The 15,064-nt window shown below is 70.3% G+C and carries 19 protein-coding genes, 2 pseudogenes and 1 riboswitch; of the genes and pseudogenes, 4 read left to right on the top strand and 17 right to left on the bottom strand.

The window, feature by feature from the left end; translation table 11 throughout:
- Positions 1-214 (bottom strand): hypothetical protein (locus VLF38_RS11005; protein ID WP_325271304.1); only part of this gene is annotated, 214 nt, incomplete at its 3' end.
- Positions 215-322: 108 nt separating this feature from the next.
- Between VLF38_RS11005 and VLF38_RS17325 the strand changes: the two are divergent.
- Positions 323-892 (top strand): annotated as a pseudogene (locus tag VLF38_RS17325) (toll/interleukin-1 receptor domain-containing protein); the annotation flags it as partial.
- A gap of 123 nt (positions 893-1,015) precedes the next feature.
- On the opposite strand, the gene VLF38_RS11000 reads toward VLF38_RS17325, so the two are convergent.
- Together VLF38_RS11000 and VLF38_RS10995 are read right to left on the bottom strand one after the other, a co-directional pair.
- Entirely contained in the window at positions 1,016-2,560 is a 1,545-nt protein-coding gene (locus tag VLF38_RS11000; RefSeq protein ID WP_325271303.1) for a hypothetical protein, read from the bottom strand.
- A gap of 48 nt (positions 2,561-2,608) precedes the next feature.
- A complete protein-coding gene (locus VLF38_RS10995; RefSeq protein ID WP_325271302.1) occupies positions 2,609-3,022 on the bottom strand; it encodes a hypothetical protein in 414 nt (137 codons plus the stop codon).
- A gap of 207 nt (positions 3,023-3,229) precedes the next feature.
- Between VLF38_RS10995 and VLF38_RS10990 the strand changes: the two genes are divergently transcribed.
- A complete protein-coding gene (locus tag VLF38_RS10990; protein WP_325271301.1) occupies positions 3,230-3,679 on the top strand; it encodes a cyclic nucleotide-binding domain-containing protein in 450 nt (149 codons plus the stop codon).
- Positions 3,680-3,801: 122 nt separating this feature from the next.
- Here the strand turns inward: VLF38_RS10990 and VLF38_RS10985 are convergent, their stop codons facing one another.
- From VLF38_RS10985 to VLF38_RS10945, 9 genes are all read right to left on the bottom strand, one after another.
- Positions 3,802-4,206 carry a hypothetical protein gene (locus VLF38_RS10985; protein WP_325271300.1) on the bottom strand — a complete coding sequence of 135 codons (405 nt, stop codon included), beginning with the start codon at positions 4,204-4,206 and terminating at the stop codon, positions 3,802-3,804.
- 5 nt (positions 4,207-4,211) lie between these two features.
- On the bottom strand, positions 4,212-5,366 hold the full coding sequence (locus VLF38_RS10980; protein ID WP_325271299.1) for a serine/threonine-protein kinase: 1,155 nt from the start codon (positions 5,364-5,366) through the stop codon (positions 4,212-4,214).
- Between the two features lie 55 nt (positions 5,367-5,421).
- Entirely contained in the window at positions 5,422-6,222 is an 801-nt protein-coding gene (locus tag VLF38_RS10975; RefSeq protein ID WP_325271298.1) for an alpha/beta fold hydrolase, read from the bottom strand.
- Positions 6,223-6,363: 141 nt separating this feature from the next.
- Positions 6,364-7,089, bottom strand: a complete 726-nt coding sequence (locus VLF38_RS10970; protein WP_325271297.1) for a hypothetical protein — start codon at positions 7,087-7,089, stop codon at positions 6,364-6,366.
- A 1-nt stretch (position 7,090) separates the two neighbouring features.
- Positions 7,091-7,684 carry a TetR/AcrR family transcriptional regulator gene (locus VLF38_RS10965; RefSeq protein ID WP_325271296.1) on the bottom strand — a complete coding sequence of 198 codons (594 nt, stop codon included), beginning with the start codon at positions 7,682-7,684 and terminating at the stop codon, positions 7,091-7,093.
- Between the two features lie 41 nt (positions 7,685-7,725).
- On the bottom strand, positions 7,726-8,103 hold the full coding sequence (locus VLF38_RS10960) for a (2Fe-2S) ferredoxin domain-containing protein (RefSeq protein WP_325271295.1): 378 nt from the start codon (positions 8,101-8,103) through the stop codon (positions 7,726-7,728).
- A 17-nt stretch (positions 8,104-8,120) separates the two neighbouring features.
- Complete coding sequence (locus VLF38_RS10955) at positions 8,121-8,885, bottom strand: CbtA family protein (RefSeq protein ID WP_325271294.1); 765 nt, start codon at positions 8,883-8,885, stop codon at positions 8,121-8,123.
- Complete coding sequence (locus VLF38_RS10950) at positions 8,885-9,070, bottom strand: CbtB domain-containing protein (protein WP_107701390.1); 186 nt, start codon at positions 9,068-9,070, stop codon at positions 8,885-8,887. The genes VLF38_RS10955 and VLF38_RS10950 overlap by 1 nt, the downstream gene beginning before the upstream one ends.
- A 24-nt stretch (positions 9,071-9,094) precedes the next feature.
- A riboswitch (cobalamin riboswitch) is annotated at positions 9,095-9,263 on the bottom strand.
- An 84-nt stretch (positions 9,264-9,347) separates the two neighbouring features.
- A complete protein-coding gene (locus VLF38_RS10945) occupies positions 9,348-9,572 on the bottom strand; it encodes a hypothetical protein (protein ID WP_325271293.1) in 225 nt (74 codons plus the stop codon).
- Positions 9,573-9,807: 235 nt separating this feature from the next.
- Here VLF38_RS10945 and VLF38_RS10940 point away from each other — a divergent pair, with 235 nt between their 5' ends.
- Together VLF38_RS10940 and VLF38_RS10935 are read left to right on the top strand one after the other, a co-directional pair.
- On the top strand, positions 9,808-10,371 hold the full coding sequence (locus VLF38_RS10940) for a DUF421 domain-containing protein (protein WP_325271292.1): 564 nt from the start codon (positions 9,808-9,810) through the stop codon (positions 10,369-10,371).
- Positions 10,372-10,403: 32 nt separating this feature from the next.
- Positions 10,404-11,009, top strand: coding sequence for a hypothetical protein (locus VLF38_RS10935; protein ID WP_325271291.1), 606 nt, complete (start codon positions 10,404-10,406; stop codon positions 11,007-11,009).
- On the opposite strand, the gene cobC is transcribed toward VLF38_RS10935, so the two are convergent.
- The 5 genes and pseudogenes from cobC to VLF38_RS10910 form a co-directional block, all read right to left on the bottom strand.
- Positions 10,999-12,474, bottom strand: a complete 1,476-nt coding sequence (gene cobC, locus VLF38_RS10930) for an Rv2231c family pyridoxal phosphate-dependent protein CobC (protein WP_325271290.1) — start codon at positions 12,472-12,474, stop codon at positions 10,999-11,001. The two genes, VLF38_RS10935 and cobC, sit on opposite strands and share 11 nt — an antisense overlap.
- A complete protein-coding gene (locus tag VLF38_RS10925) occupies positions 12,471-12,764 on the bottom strand; it encodes a DUF1905 domain-containing protein (RefSeq protein WP_325271289.1) in 294 nt (97 codons plus the stop codon). The genes cobC and VLF38_RS10925 overlap by 4 nt, the downstream gene beginning before the upstream one ends.
- Positions 12,761-14,173: a cobyrinate a,c-diamide synthase gene (locus VLF38_RS10920; RefSeq protein WP_325271288.1), complete on the bottom strand. Its 1,413-nt coding sequence runs from the start codon at positions 14,171-14,173 to the stop codon at positions 12,761-12,763. The genes VLF38_RS10925 and VLF38_RS10920 overlap by 4 nt, the downstream gene beginning before the upstream one ends.
- Positions 14,174-14,180: 7 nt before the next feature.
- Positions 14,181-14,795: a cob(I)yrinic acid a,c-diamide adenosyltransferase gene (gene cobO, locus VLF38_RS10915; protein ID WP_325271287.1), complete on the bottom strand. Its 615-nt coding sequence runs from the start codon at positions 14,793-14,795 to the stop codon at positions 14,181-14,183.
- A pseudogene (locus VLF38_RS10910) lies at positions 14,795-15,064 on the bottom strand (magnesium chelatase); the annotation flags it as partial. The pseudogene VLF38_RS10910 and the gene cobO, both read right to left, overlap by 1 nt.

Below are 15,064 nucleotides of genomic sequence, written 5' to 3'. Positions count from 1 at the left end.
GGCGTGGCTCGAGCTCAATAGAGATGATGCCCCGCCAGCGCGCACCATCCATGTCGAATTCGCCGCGGTAGACGGGAATGCTCGTCGCCTCCAGCGACGGGACCGGATAGTGATGCACCAAGGCCTTGGGGAACTGGTGGTTTATCGAAACTGTCTCCCCGTTCGGCAGCTTCAGTTCCTTGCATGTTCCGCAGTCTGGGTCCGTCATCGACATGGGGCCCATCGTGCCGAATACCTGCACACCGATTCGTCGCTGCATGCTGTTCGGCTGAGAATTCTGGTGGCCACGGAGAGTGTCGGAGGCCGTACGTAGGATCCTGACATGGCTTACGGATGCACAGCTCCCGTGTACGGTCACCGCTCGTCCGCGGCTGCTGCGCGATGCCCCGCGTGCAGTTCGCGGTTCTACAGGTCTTACTACTCGCCCCCGCCCACCTACTCGGCGCCCACCTCGGTCCGGTCCGGCGGCGGGTGGTCCAGTGGGAGTAGCGGGAGTCGGTCTTCCCGGCCTCGCTGGTCGCCGGCAACCTCTACCGTCAACTACACGGCGGACGAAGTCGCCGCCCTGGATCGCTATCGCGACAAGGTGGAGGCAGTTGGACCCCGGGCTGAGTCATACGACCTGTTTCTCTGCCACGCCTGGGACGATCGACGCGAAACGGCGACTGACCTGCACAACCTCCTCGAGGCCGAGGATGTATCGGTCTGGTTCAGCGAGAAGGACATCATCCTCGGCCAGCCGTTCATGCGCGAGATCGACAAGGGATTGGCCAAGACGCGCATCGGCCTAGTCCTCATCACACCTGCGTTCCTGAAGCGCATCGACAACGGCGGTGTGTCCGAGAAGGAACTGTCGGAGCTCTTGTCGCGTGACCTCCTGATCCCAGTCGCGCACGGCGTTACCTACGACGAGATCAGGTCGGTCAGCCCGCTCCTCGGTTCCCGCAATGGGTTGAGCACGGCCGAAGACTCAATGGAGGACATCGCCAAGAAGGTTGCGGAGTTGGGTTTCCCTCTAGTGCCGCCACCAACTCGGTTGGTCGCGCATGCCTGGATGCCATGGCCGGGGTTGCGGCAGGTGGGCGGTCGGCGGCGCCGGGTTGCCGTAGGTGGACGTGTACGCCTTGCGCGGAGCTGACGGGTCCCAGCCTTCCATGTGAGGTCGGAGGTCGTCTGGAGACGGCTCGGCATCGAACACATCGTCGTCGAGTTGCTCCAGGTTCACGATCGGGTCAATCCCGTCGGCGCGAGCACGGGCCCAGTCGAGCCACTCTTGCAGTCGAGGCCGTGCTTCAAGTTGCTCCTGCGCCGTCGCCGTCGACTCAAGTTGGTCCGCGAACACTCGCAGCTCTTGGGCACCTTTCCAAGCCTCGAAGGCGCGCATGAAGGTCGCATCGCGCAGTTGAGTGATTGCTTTGGCCCGGGCACGAGTTCGAACTTCTTCCCACACCCGTCGCTCAGCTGCCTGCTTGCGTTCCCATTCTTCGTGGGCCTCGGCACGGCGTTGAACCTCACGCTCGCGGGCGTCGTCGTCATCGACGACACCTTGCTTGATAGCGCGGGCGATCTCCGTGAGGCGTCGTTCGAGTGGCGACTTCTTAGCATCGGACCACTCGTCGCGATTCTGTCGGTTGTTGGACCATCCGTCTCGCGCCACGACGATCTCAAGTCGTCCTGACGGAACGTGGTCGAACTTCGGAAACGACTTCCAGGGCGATCGACGGGCCTCCCGTAGCTCCGCAGACGTCTGAACGTGAGGAACCTGGTCTTTGAGCTCCAGGAGTGTCAAGTCCCGACGCCGCGAATCGACCTGCACGAACAACTTGGGTGTCTTGAGCTTGACGTTCGCCCCGAGCCGGAGATCGTGCGTGCGCACCTCCTCGGCGAGGTCGAGCAGCAAGTCCACCGCGCGGGGGCGAAGTTCCTCGCTGATCGGGTCGAGGATCGTTGAACCTTCGAGTGCGGCGCGGAGGGCACCTAGGTTCGTCGTGACCTTCCTTGCCGTTGTCCGGATGCGATCCCAGTCTGATGTCTCTTCAGGCGTCCCGGTGCTGAGCACGATGACGATGTCTCCGGAGCTCCGGCCGGTGAACCGGAGCTCGTGCCCATCTGGCACGAGCCGGTGTACTCGACACGCATGTAACAGGCGGCGGTACTTCGCCCGGGTCGAATCCTCCGGGTCGGCGATCGAGACCTTGCCGGACTCCTGTTGCAGCCGCTGAATGAGTTGCTTCGCCTGCGCTAACGTGTCGGCGGCAGCGTCGCTGAGATCAAGCGGCGGAGCGGCTACCTTTCGCGCGCTGCCCTTGCCATTCGTGCTGCGGCGCGGACGGGCGTGCCCAGCGGGATAGTCACCGTGTTCGAGGTAGTGCGAGCCCGCGTCGGTGATGGTGGCAGACCACGTCGCGGCATGACCTTTGATTGTCACGAGACCGCGCCCCTTGAGCGCCACAGCGCTCACCTTGTAGGTGAAGTCATCCTCGGCCCACCGGCCTTCAGGACAACCCTCATCGATCCAGCGCAGCACGTCGAGCTGGCGCTCATTGACACGTCGATCCACAACAGCACGGTATTCGTGTGCGTCGACCGAGTGGACGTGAACGAGTGGTCAACCTGAACGTTTCAGGCGTGCTGCAACAGTCTGACGAGTGATGCCGTACCGCTCCCCGAGCGCAGCAAGCGTCCATCCTTCAGATCGAAGCCTTGCCATCTCCAGCAATGTGTCGGGCTCGAGATACCCCTGCGGGCGCACGTCGACCCCAGCTTCCTTCAACCGGGCCAGAACGGTGTTCTCCCCGATCCCGTACTTGCGCGAGAGCAGCACGCAGCCCATCCCGCCCCGGTAGTCAGCGACGATTGCGTCCATCTCGGCCGCCAGAATCCGGCTTACACGTGTATGCCCAACCAGCGTCGGCGCTTCCCACGGCGCATCGCGGATGCCCACGGACGCGACATCACGAACGGTTCTGGCGCTCACGCCCGCGGCGCCCTGGTTGGAATACCGTCCCAGTACCTCCGCCACCTGGACGCCGCTCCCTTGGAGCGGCGTCCTTGCATTTCAGCCACCTCGAGGCGCCCCTGTCACGTGGCCGCAATGCCACATGTCACACCCCGTTGACGCAGGTCACACGCGGTTTTCCTTGCCTCGGGACCTCCGGCAGAGGAGAGTTTCAGTGTACGGGTGATCACTGAGTTCATCCCGTGTTCGCACACTCAAAGGAGAGTGACCATGAACCCCACGAACAAGGCCCTCCGTAGCCAGGGCATCCCCAACGTCAACGCCGACGCCGCGCGCATCGCCTCGCGCCTGGGCACCTTCCCGCTCTTCGCCGACGCCGACCGCGGCGACCTGGTGACCATCGCCGCCTCCGGCGTCGAGCTCGACGTCCCGGCCGGCTGGTCGCTCATCTGGGCGAAGACGCCGGCCGACAAGGCCTACGTCGTCCTCGAGGGCGAGGTCGACATCAAGCTCGATTCCGGCAAGACCGTCCGGCTCGGTGCGGGCGACGTCATCGGCGAGAAGGCGATCCTGGAGCACAGCCTCCGGTCGGCGACCGTCGTCGCCGCGACGCCGCTGGTGGTCCTGCACTTCACCGCGGACGCCGTCACCAGCCTGTACGCCGACGTGGCAGCGTTCCGCACCGCGCTCGACACCGCCCTGGCGAACCGCGCCGCCTGACGCACGGACGCCCCGCCGTCGGCGCGGCCCCAGCTCCGCCGCAACGCCCTGTCCCCTGCAACCTCCGCCGCCCCTCTCGGACGGCGAAGGCGACGCGGACAGGGCGTTGCTCGTCGGCGGCCTCAGTTCTTCTTGCCGTTGCCCTTGTTGTTGCCCTTGTTGTCGCCCTTGCCGCCGCCGGCGCCCTTGTCGGTGTCACGGGACGACGGGGTACCCGACGGCGCGGTGCGGGTGGGAGTCGGTGTGGCGCTGGGCGTGACGGGCGCCGGGAGTGCCGCGAGCAGGCGCTGTGCCGACGCGACCACGCGGTCGGCATCGGTCGCGTCGAGGTCGCCGGAAGCGCGCGCTGCGTTGGCTGCGGCAACGATGGCGCGCAGCTCCGCGCGCGCCTTGGCCCACGCACGTGCGGCCATGAGCGAGTCGACCTTCTCCAGCCGAGCCCCCAGCGCAGGCACCTGGTCCGCGGCCGAGGTCGGCGCCTCTCCCCCGCACCCGGCGAGGAGCAGGACGGCAGCCACCACAGCCATGCGCTTCACTCGGCACCCCCGTGGATCGCGTCGTGCAGGTCGGCCAGCGGCGACTCGAGCTGCGACGGTACGCCGGACGGCACCGGCGGCACGCTGCTCGCCGGCGGCGCGGGGTCGCGCAGCGCGAGCCAGAGCCCGCTGAGCAGCACGAGCACCGCGACGACCGCGGCGGCAGCCAGGAACGAGGGCGCACGGCGGTGCACGCGAGGTCGCGCCGTGGCGTCACCCGCAGCCGGCACACCGGCGAACACGCGCGTGCCGTCCGGCTCGACCGTGCGCCCGGCAACCGGCACCTCAGCCACCGCGAAGGGCGCCGCGAAGGGCGCCGTCGCCTCCGGATCGGCCGCGGCGAGGTCCTCGCCGTCGAAACCGGCGAGCGTCGTGGCGACCTCATCGGCGTTCGGGCGATCACCGGGCGCCACGGACGTCATGGCGCGCAGCAGGGTCCCCCAGCCCAGCGGCAGCTCGGCGGGGACCTCCGGCGGGGCCTGCAGGCGGGCGTAGACCATCTCGGTCGTCGTGCCGCGGAAGCGGCGCTCGCCGGTCAGTGCCTCCAGCAGGAGCAGGCCGAGGGAGTACACATCGGTGGCACCGGACAGCTCACCACCCGACGCCTGCTCCGGGGCGAGGTAGGCAGGCGAGCCGATCGCCTGGCCGACGGCGGTGTGGCGCGTCGTACCGTCGAGGAGATGGGCGATGCCGAAGTCCGCGATCAGCGCGCGCCCGTCAGGAGCGAGCAGGATGTTGCCCGGCTTCACGTCGCGGTGCACGACACCGCAGGCGTGGGCGTAGGCGAGGCCCTCGGCGACCTGGCGACCGATCTCCGCGACGTCGGCCGGCACGAGCGATCCACCCGTGAAGCGCGAGGCCAGGGTCGCCCCCTCGACCAGCTGCATCGCCAGCCATGGCTGGTCGTCCTCGAGACCGGCGTCGAGGAGGGTCACCACGCCCGGGTGGTCGAGCCGCGCGAGGGTGTGTGCCTCGGCGGCGAAGCGCTCGCGGTCGGTGGCTGATGCTGCCTGCACGCGCAGCAGCTTGAGCGCGACCGGACGGCCCAGCCGCTCGTCGTTGGCGCGGAAGACATCGGCCATCCCGCCACGTCCGAGGAGGTCGCCGAGGAGGTAGCGACCCGCGACGAGGGAACCGGTCTGGCCTGACATGCCCCGACCGTACCCGCCGGAGACGCGCGCAAAGCGCGGCCCCCGGGACCTGGGATCAGGCAGCGTTGTCGATGCGCTCAGCGCGGGCGACGGTGTCGAGGATCGTGCGGGCGACGAGCTCGGCGTCATCCAGCATCGGCACGTGGCCGACGCCCCGGAGCACGGTGTGGAACGCCTCGGGCAGGACCTTGCGGGCGTGGCGTCCCTGGTAGGGCAGGAGCACCTTGTCGTGCTGCGACCACGCGATCGTGGCCGGAACGGGGAGCGGGCCCTCGAAGCGGAAAGCGCCACCGAAGAGCTCGCGGACGGCGGGACGCGCGGCGAGCATGTTGTGCAGGTCGGCGACGGCGACGTCCGCCGGGATGCGCGAGGCGTGCGAGGAGAGCCAGCTGAAGCCCACCACCTTGCCGAGCTTCGTGCGGAAGAGGACGGGCGCGACCGGCGCGAGCAGGCCGGCGGCACCGATCATCGTGCGGAAGAGCGTGCGCACGTAGAGGAAGTCGAGGTCGCCCTTCCAGAAGCCGGCGGGCGAGAGGCCGACGACGGAGCGCGCGTTGCCGTTCATCGCGGCCTCGAGGGCGATCAGTCCGCCCAGGCTGTTGCCGACGACGTGCGGCTGCTCGATGCCGATCTGGGCGTAGAACTCCTCGAAGACCTCGTGGAGGTACTGCCGCACCGGCTTGCCCTGTGCGTCGTACGCCGGGGACTCACCGTGGCCGGGCAGGTCGACGGTGATCACCTCGTGGCCGGCCGCGACCAGGAGAGGCACGATCGGGTCCCATCCCTGGCGGCGGTGGCCGATGCCGTGGATGAGCACGATCGGAGTACCGGAGCCGTGGCGTTCGTGGGCGAGCATGGTGACCAACCTTCGCGTGCGGGGCCGGTCCTCGATGACCGGCATGACGACGCTACTCGCGACGTCGAGTCACAGACAGTGGTGCGGCCCACCTTCGCTGCGTGACGTGCGCCACGCCCTTGTGGCGTTGACGAAACCGGCTCAGGGGGTGTCGTCGCCCGACCAGGTCACGCCCTCGCGGATGACCCGGGCCGGGGTGCCGGCGACCGCCGTGTGCGCGGGGACCTTCTGGTTGCGGACCAGGCTCCGCATCCCCACCACCGCGCCCTCGCCCACGTCGACGTGGCCGCTGACGATCACGTCGCGGCCGAGCCACACGTGACGGCCGAGGCGGACGTGGGCGCCGTACGGGTTCAGCCGGGCACCGGTCGCGAGGTCCTCGAGACGGTGCATGTCGTCGGTCACCACGTAGGCGCCCGCCGCCCACAGCTGGTCGGGCTGGGTGACCACCGACCCGCCGTTACGGGCGTCGACGATCGCCTTGCCGGTCGCGACGACGTGCGAGTTGAGCACGATCGTCGAGTGCGCGCCGCAGTAGAGGTCGGCAGCGGTCATGAAGATCGCCGGGCCGACGAAGACCGTGGCGCCGTCACCCCCGACGAGGAGCGAGGAGAAGAACTCCATCCCGGTGGCACAGACGATCAGCGCGTCGCGGAACGGGTAGGTGGTGAGCACCGTCACCATCTCCGCAGGGATCGACATCCGCTCCGCGAGGTAGAGCGCGTTGCCGTTGGCCTGCCACCACTCCGGCAACGGGCCGGTCACCTCGTGCAGCACGAGCGCGTCGAGCACCTCGGGCAGCACGCCCGACGCCAGGAGCCGGCTGCGGTGGGCAGGCTGCAGCGCAGCGCCGCGGACCCACGACACCTCAGGCGCCGGCGATCGTGCGGCTGGTGCGCTCCGCAGCGTCGACGATCAGGTCGACGCAGTAGTCGACCAGTGCATCACGCCCGACCGGGAGGGTGCGCCCCAGGAACTGGGTGAAGAGCGAGGTCAGGGCACCCACGAGCGCCACCGAGGTCAGCCGCCGCTGCCGGCTGTCGAGGCCCTCGGGGAACGAGGCGTCGACGATCGCGAAGAAGTCGGGCAGGTGGCCGAGCCCGAGCTCGGCGATGGCCGGCTCGCGGTACGGCGCGAGGAGCAGCACGCGACCCATGTCCGGCCGATCGATCATCAGCGCCACGAAGGCGTCCACGGCCCGCCGCGCGAGGTCATGGAAGTCGCCACCCACGGCAGCCGCCTCGAGCAGGGCGGCGCGTGCCTGGTCGCTGACGTCGTCATAGACGGCCCGGACGTAGTCGTCGCGCGTCCCGAAGATCTCGTAGAAGTAGCGCTCGGTCACGCCGGTCGACCGGCACGCGGCCCGCACGTTGACGGCCCCCGCCTCCTCGGACCCGAGCAGGCCGATTCCGGCGTCGAGCAGTGCCCGGCGGCGTACGGCGTTGCGATCGGTCGGCGTCACAGGCTGCAGGCTACGGGGTGGGAAGCCGTCCCGGCGCAGATCTAGAAAGGATCGCTCTCCCAGAAGCCGGGGCGCGGTGCGACCTTGCCGAGCAGCTTCGTGGGGACGTCGACGATCCCCGGACCGCCGGCGTTGACCCAGTCGATGACTGCCTGCGTCTCGGCCGGGAAGAGGATGCGCGAGAGCCAGACCGGCTTCGCACCGGCCCGACGGGCCTCCGGAGTGGGGGTCACGACGACGACGTTGGACCGCTCGCAGGCGAGGAGGCACTGCGAGACGACCACCCGACCGGAGTCGGAGAGGCCGTCGCGCAGCGCCTCGACCTGGGCGTCGTGGTCGACACCCGGATGCTTGCGCGCCGTCCCGCAGCAGCAGTCACGACAGAGCGTGACGGTGGGCCGTGCGGGAGCGGCGCTCATGCGGTGTGCTGGGTGGCTCAGGCGGCGACGGACTGGTGCGCGCCGGTCGTCGCTGCCTTGCGGGAGACCAGCAGGCCGAAGGCGAGGCCGAGGCCACCGAAGAGCACCGCGCGGAGGCCGATCGACGTCAGGCGGAAGTCCCAGACCAGCTGGGCACCCATGTCGGAGGCGATGCCGTCGGGCGATGCCGGGACCAGGTACAGGCAGACGCCCGCAGCCACGGTGAAGCCGACCGTGACCAGCGCGATGCGGGTCGTGTCGGCCACCTTGCCGGTGAGCTGCGCGTTGGCGACGAACGCGGCCACGACGAGGAGGGCCGCGAGCACGATGGTCAGCACGAAGATGCCGGTGCGCTGGTCGACCGAACCCGGGTCACCGACGGCCGGCGGGTTGGCCGGGAGGGTGAGCGTGGGCGCCAGTACGAAGACGCCGAAGCCGATCGCCGCCAGCCAGAGGGACCGACCGAGGTCGGTCGCGCCGGGGAGGCGGTGGCGCAGGGCAGCGAAGACGACCGCGAAGACGACGCCGAAGAGGATGCCGACGATGAGGACGGTCACCATCCCGCCGAGGATCTGCTCGGGGCGGTCGACCAGCGGGATCTCCGCGTGGACGTGGCCGCCCTGTGCCTCGATCTCGTGGGTGTGCTCCGCCGAGCGGGCGTCCTCGACCTTCAGGGCCCGCTCGAGCACCGGCTCGACGACGAGCCAGATGAAGAGCGCGGCAGCGCAGCCCGCAGCGGCTCCGGCCGCAAGTCCGCGGCGGAGCAGGTCTGCGATGCCCATCAGTGGCAGGGAACGCCGAGCGCGTGACGCGCGTCGTGCGTCAGCTCGTGGAGGTACTCCGCGTTGGCGGCGGAGAGCAGCACGCCGTTCTCCTGCGTGAGCAGGAAGAAGGTGAAGAGCGCGACGGCAGCGAGGGCCCAGGCCCAGGCGGGAACGCGGATCGCGGTGGTGGTGATGTCAGCCATGGTGGCCGTCCTTTCCAATTACCTCGTGGATGTGCAGCCGCAGCCGGTCTCCTGGCTTCCGGATCAGCGCTCCCGTCCCGCCTTCCCAGCCCGGAGGCCAGTGGCTTGTCGAGGGGGAGCTCCCCGGTCACAGTGGCGAGGACCACGTCGGAGTCACACCGACTTCCCGTGCACTGCAGCTTGGTCGCACTCTCTCATGGATCCGCCGGACATGACCATGGGCGTCCGTCACACGACGGACGCCCATGGGTGGCGTCGAAGGGCTGACGGGCGGTGCTCAGGCGCTCCAGCGCACCGCGTCGTCGAGGAAGTCGGCCATGGCGTAGACGCCGCGCAGCTCCTCCTTGCGGCCCAGCAGCTCGACGATCTCGCGAGCGTGGCGGGGCTCGAGGCGCTCGCGTCGGGTGAGCGCGTCGACGGCCTCCGTGCTGCGAAGGGCTGCCGCGGTCGCGTCGGCGACCTCGTCGGTGGTGAGGTCAGGGCGGATCTGGTGGATGGTCATCGTTGGCCTCCTCGGAGTGGGTCCTTGTGGGATGCACCGATCTTTGCCAGCACGCATGAGCAGGCGGTACACGCAGGGTTACAAATGCGTAAGAGGGACTGAGGGCTGCGTCACGCCCGGTCACGCCCGGTCACGCCCGGTCGCTCCCGGCAACCTGCAGCACCTGCGATGACGGGAGCAGCGTCGTGAGCACCTAGGCTTCCGGGGACCTTCTGATCAACAGAACTCAGGGACCATGAGCGACGAATTCAGCACTGGCGTCTTCAGCGACCACCTGTGGACCGACATCGGCCTGACCGTGGTCACGTCGGTGGCGGCGACCGTGGTCATCTACCTGGCCCTGTTCAGCCTGGTCCGTGTCCTCGGGGCCCGCACGCTGGCCAACCTCTCGACCTTCGACTTCGCCTGCATGATCGCGGTCGGTGCCGTCGTGGGGCGCACGGCTGTGCTGAGCCACCCCAACCTGCTCACCGGCCTCGTCGCCCTGATCACGCTCTTCTCCCTGCAGGGCGTCTTCGGGTTCGTGCGGTCCCGTGAGCGCGGCAGCCGCCTGGTCAACCCCCGCCCCGTTGTCGTGGTCCGTGACGGGGCGATCGACCCGGCCGCGATGCGCCGGGTGCGGATCACCGAGGACGAGCTCCGCTTCGCCGTACGCCGGGCGGGCCTGCCGGGCCTGGCCGGGGTCGGCCTGATGGTGCTCGAGCAGAACGGCACGCTGAGCGTGGTCCGCGCCGGCGAGCGTGAGGCATGGCTGGAAGCCGACCTCACGGGCGGCCCGGAGCGACTCCTCAACCCGTGACGCGGGAGCTTTGCTCGCGCATACTCTTCGCCATGTTCCGTCCCCACTCCGCTGTGTCTCTGGCCGTGGCGATCGCGACCGTCGTCCTGCTTGCCCTGGCCCCCGCCGCCGAGGCGGCTGCGCTCGTGCGCGCGGACGCGGCGTACGACGTGGTCCGGCGGGTCTGCACCACGGAGGGGTGCACGCAGCGACCGGCCCCGGGTGTCCAGAACGGCGACATCCGACGCACGGAGTCCCGGCTGGTCAACCACCACGTCGAGGTGACGGCATTCTTCGCGGACGTGCGATCCGGGCGCGGGCGCGCGATGACGGTCCGCCTCGTCACGAACGAAGGGGTCGTGCGCTGGGCGCGGCTGGCCTTCACCACCACCTGGCCGGGTGGCGAGCTGACTCTCCACCGGACGCTGGGTGGCCCCCGTATCGACTGCTCGGCGGGCAGCTACTACATCACCGACTTCAGCGCCGACGTGCTCTCCGTCGGGATCCACCGCACGTGCCTCGGCTCCCCCGCCTCGGTGCGTGTCGGCGTGAAGTACGCCCGCGCCACGTCCACGGGGACGCTGCTCGACGACGCCGGGCGCAACGGTGGCCCGGTCGGAGCGCGTCCGATCCTGGGCGCGCGCCTGGTCACCGGCTGACGCACCGCCGCAGCGCCGCGTCGAGCGCGGCGAGCTGGTCCTCCCCGCGCGCAGCGAACCGGAGCCAGGTCTCGTCGAGGCCGGGGAACGTGTCAGCGCGGCGGACGGCGATCTTGCGGGCACGCAGTTCCTCGCGGATCCGCGAGGCCTCCGGGTGTTGGGCGAGGACGAAGGGGCCGGCGGGCGTGTCGACGACCCGGAACCCGCGTGCGCCCAGCGTGTGGCCGAGTGCGGCGAGCTGAGCGGGGAGCCGGCGGCGGACCTCGGCGGCATACGCGAGGCCCGTGGGGCTGACACAGGCCTCGGCTGCGACGGCGGCCAGGGTGCTGACCGGCCACGGGCTGCGACGCGCGGCGAGCCGGCGGAGGACGTCGGGGTGACCGACGAGGTAGCCGATGCGCAGTCCGGCGATCGAGTAGGTCTTGGTGAGGCTGCGGGTGACGAGGAAGCGCGGATCCGCAGCGGCCGCGCGCACGAGCGAGTGCTCTGGTGCGTCGATCGGCTCGACCACGTCGAGGAACGCCTCGTCGACGAGGACCAACCGGTCGTGGGCGGCCAGGGCCTCGATCTCGGCGCGTGGGTGGAGGCGGCTGGTCGGGTTCGTGGGGTTGCCGACGACGACCAGGTCGACGTTGTGCGGCGCGAGGCCGCTCAACCGGAAGCCGGTGTCCGGCGTGAGGACGAGGCGCGCCGGGTCGTGGCCGTGGCTGCGCAGTGCGGCCTCCGGCTCGGTGAACTGGGGGTGCACGACCGCAGGGCGCTGCCAGGGCTGCTGCGCGACCAGGCCGAACGCCTCCGCGGCGCCGTGCGTCAGCAGCACGCACTCCGGGTCGACGCCGTGGGCACGCGCGACGTCTGCCGTGGCGCGGGTGGGGTCGGGATAGCGGGCCAGGTCCGCGATCGCGGCGTGCAGCGCCTCGCTGAGGAACGCCGGGGGCTCGGCCGCGTGGACGTTGACCGCGAAGTCGAGCATCCCCGGCTCCACCTCGACGTCCCCGTGGTGCGTCAGCTCATATCCGGGCTGCCCATCCGCCTGTGCAGCAACTGGTCGCGACTGGCAGGAATCGCGGTCGGAAATCTGCCATTCGAGACCAGTTGCGGGCTCGAGACGGCCGACCACGACCACCCAGTCATCGCACGTCACCGGCGGCCCGAGCGGGGACACACCGGAGGCGAGGACGGCGGCCTCGGCGACGCTCGGCGTACCAGAGTGGGCCTGGACGGTCGGAGAGGGGTGCGCGACGGGCTGGCCGGCGAGGTCGTCGGCGCTGAAGGCGCGGATGCCGGCGTCGAGGCTGACCGCGAGGAGCGCGACGCCGGGGTGTTCCGCGCGGGAGTCGATCGTGGCCACGGTGTCGACGTCAGCCGCACTCAGCCCGTGGGCGGCGAGCTGCTGCTGGACGAGGGCGAGGAGCGCGCCCGGGTCCGCGGCGGCACGGCCGCCGACGCCGAGGACGACGCTCACGCCTGCTCCAGCGCGAGCTCGACCGTGACTGTGTCGCCGTCGTCGATGCCCTCGGCGATGCGCACGGCCTTCTTGACCGGGAGGACGTAGGTGCCGTGCTTGCCCTCCGGAAAGACCGAGGTCGCCCAGGTGGTCGCGCCGATCCGGACCTCGACGCGGACCGAGCCGAAGCCGCCCGGCGGACCGGTCAGGCTGTCGCGGAGGTCGTCGGAGAGGTCCTGCGGCACGCGCACGAAGAACCACGACCCGCCCTCGTGCAGGAAGAGCTCGGTGGCAAAGGTCCAGCTCACGCCGGCACGCTCGCGGCGTACTCCTGCGCGGCCTGGACCAGGCGTGCGGCGTGCTCGGGGTGGCCGGCGCCGTGGACATGGAGGTACGACGCGTGGACGCTGCCGCGGACCCAGCCCTCGGTCGCGGGGGTGCCGTCGTGCAGCTCCCACTGCCAGGCGGGGCGGGCCGCGTCGGCGTCGTAGGTGACGGCCGTCTTGTGGAACTCGTGGCCGGTCACCTGCTCCCCCTCCCTGACGATGGGGCCGTCGACCAGCGCGGTGGCGCGGCGGTAGCCGAGGGTGAGCCGCCGCGTCATCTCGGCGGTCATCGGCACCGCTCCGGCCATCGTGACCCCGTCCAGCGCACGGCCGAGATAGAGGAGGCCGGCGCACTCGGCGACCGTCGGGCCACCCGCCTCGACGAAGGTGCGAACGTCGTCGAGCAGCGCGGCGTTGGCGGCCAGGGCATCGAGGTGCATCTCGGGGAAGCCGCCGCCGATCACGAGCGCGCTGGTGCCCGTCGGCAGCCGGTCGCCAGCGAGCGGGTCGACGATGAGCACCTCGGCACCGGCTGCCGCGAGCTGCTCGACGTTCTCGGCGTACGTGAAGGAGAACGCGGGGCCCCCGAAGACGGCGACCGTAGGACCACAAGTCCCACCTCGGGTGACCACAGCTCCCACTTCGGCGGACCACAAGCCACACTTCGGCGACCAGGGGGTGGCGTCGAGCGCAGGCGCGGTGGCGGCCAGCGCGAGCAGCGCGTCGAGGTCGACGTGCTCGCCGATCAGGTCGGCGAGGGCGTCGACAGCGGTCACTGCCTCCGGCGCGCGCTCGGCGACGGGGATCAGGCCCAGGTGACGGCTCGGCACGACGATCTCGGGTAGGCGGGGGACGACGCCGAGCACCGGGATCCCGACGATGGACGCCCGGACCTCGGCCTCGTGGCGTGGGGAGGCGACGTTGTTGAGGATGACGCCGGCGACCCGGACGTCGGGGTCGTAGGTCGTGAAGCCGTGAACCACGGCACCGACCGACCGGGAGGCGGCGGCGCAGTCGACCACGAGCACCACCGGGGCATCGACCAGGCGTGCGACGTGCGCGGTCGAGGAGAAGCCCGCGCCACCGAGCTGGCCGTCGAAGAGGCCCATGACGCCCTCGATGACCGCGACGTCAGCCGGCGTCGGAGTGACCGCGCCGTGGAGCAGGAGCGGAACGATCCGCTCCTCGCCCTGCAGCATCGGGTCGAGGTTGCGACCGACTCGCCCCGCCGCGAGCCCGTGGTAGCTCGGGTCGATGTAGTCCGGACCCACCTTGTGCGGCGACACCTGCAGGCCCCGGGCCCGCAGCGCGGCCATGAGGCCGGTCGCGATCATCGTCTTGCCGTGACCCGAGCCGGGTGCGGCGACGACGAAGCGCGGGAGATGCGTCACCACAGGGTCACCACTCGATGCCCTTCTGGCCCTTCTGGCCGTTGTCCATCGGGTGCTTGATCTTGGTCATCTCGGTGACCAGGTCGGCGACCTCGATGATCTCCGGCGCGACGTTGCGGCCGGTGATGACGACGTGCTGGTGGCCCGGGCGGTTCGTGAGGAAGTCGGCGACCTCGGCCGCGTCGACCCAGCCCCACTTCACCGGGTAGGCGAACTCGTCGAGGATGTAGAGGTCGTGCTCCTCCGCCAGGATGCGGCGCTTGATCTCCTCCCAGCCGTCGCGCGCGACCTGGGCGTGGTCCTCGTCCTCGCCCTTCTTGCGCGACCAGGACCAGCCGTCGCCCATCTTGTTCCACTGCACCGGGCCGCCCTGGCCGGTCTGCTCGTGGATCGCGTTGAGCGCCAGGTAGGCGTTCTCCTCGCCGACCTTCCACTTCGCCGACTTCACGAACTGGAAGACCGCGACGTTCCAGCCCTGGTTCCAGCCGCGCAGGCCCAGGCCGAACGCCGCCGTGCTCTTGCCCTTGTTCTCGCCGGTGTGGACCATCAGCAGCGGCCGGTTGCGGCGCTGGCGGGTGGTCAGGCCGTCGTCGGGGACGTTGGTGGGGACTCCCTGGGGCATTACGCGCTCTTCCTGTCCGTGACGATCTGCTTGAAGGTGGACGCGGCGACGTCGCCGAGCGGCAGGTGGTCGGCACCGAGCCGGACCGCGAGGTCCTGCGCCAGCCCCAGCCGTACGACGGCCCGCGGGTCCTCCGCGTCGACGACGACCCACGGAGTCGGGTGCGCGCCCAGCACGTCGGCGACCTGCTGAGCCCGCGCGAGCGCGCCCTTGCCGGACGTCGCCCGGCCGTCTGTCACCAGGACGACGAGCGGCCGGCGCTGCGGATC

Origin of the sequence: Nocardioides sp., assembly GCF_035481145.1 — a bacterium.
In the GTDB taxonomy this organism is placed as follows: Bacteria; Actinomycetota; Actinomycetes; order Propionibacteriales; family Nocardioidaceae; genus Nocardioides.
Note: the sequence above shows the minus strand (reverse complement) of the source record. Positions and strands in the feature narration are given on the sequence as shown.

What these genes read in the sequence shown, in the direction of transcription:
- VLF38_RS10990 (WP_325271301.1), top strand. Translation starts at nt 3,230, where the DNA reads ATGAACCCCACGAACAAGGCCCTCCGTAGCCAGGGCATCCCCAACGTC.
- VLF38_RS10985 (WP_325271300.1), bottom strand. Translation starts at nt 4,206, where the DNA reads ATGGCTGTGGTGGCTGCCGTCCTGCTCCTCGCCGGGTGCGGGGGAGAG.
- VLF38_RS10980 (WP_325271299.1), bottom strand. Translation starts at nt 5,366, where the DNA reads ATGTCAGGCCAGACCGGTTCCCTCGTCGCGGGTCGCTACCTCCTCGGC.
- VLF38_RS10975 (WP_325271298.1), bottom strand. Translation starts at nt 6,222, where the DNA reads ATGCTCGCCCACGAACGCCACGGCTCCGGTACTCCGATCGTGCTCATC.
- VLF38_RS10960 (WP_325271295.1), bottom strand. Translation starts at nt 8,103, where the DNA reads ATGAGCGCCGCTCCCGCACGGCCCACCGTCACGCTCTGTCGTGACTGC.
- VLF38_RS10955 (WP_325271294.1), bottom strand. Translation starts at nt 8,885, where the DNA reads ATGGGCATCGCAGACCTGCTCCGCCGCGGACTTGCGGCCGGAGCCGCT.
- VLF38_RS10950 (WP_107701390.1), bottom strand. Translation starts at nt 9,070, where the DNA reads ATGGCTGACATCACCACCACCGCGATCCGCGTTCCCGCCTGGGCCTGG.
- VLF38_RS10945 (WP_325271293.1), bottom strand. Translation starts at nt 9,572, where the DNA reads ATGACCATCCACCAGATCCGCCCTGACCTCACCACCGACGAGGTCGCC.
- VLF38_RS10940 (WP_325271292.1), top strand. Translation starts at nt 9,808, where the DNA reads ATGAGCGACGAATTCAGCACTGGCGTCTTCAGCGACCACCTGTGGACC.
- VLF38_RS10935 (WP_325271291.1), top strand. Translation starts at nt 10,404, where the DNA reads ATGTTCCGTCCCCACTCCGCTGTGTCTCTGGCCGTGGCGATCGCGACC.
- cobO (WP_325271287.1), bottom strand. Translation starts at nt 14,795, where the DNA reads ATGCCCCAGGGAGTCCCCACCAACGTCCCCGACGACGGCCTGACCACC.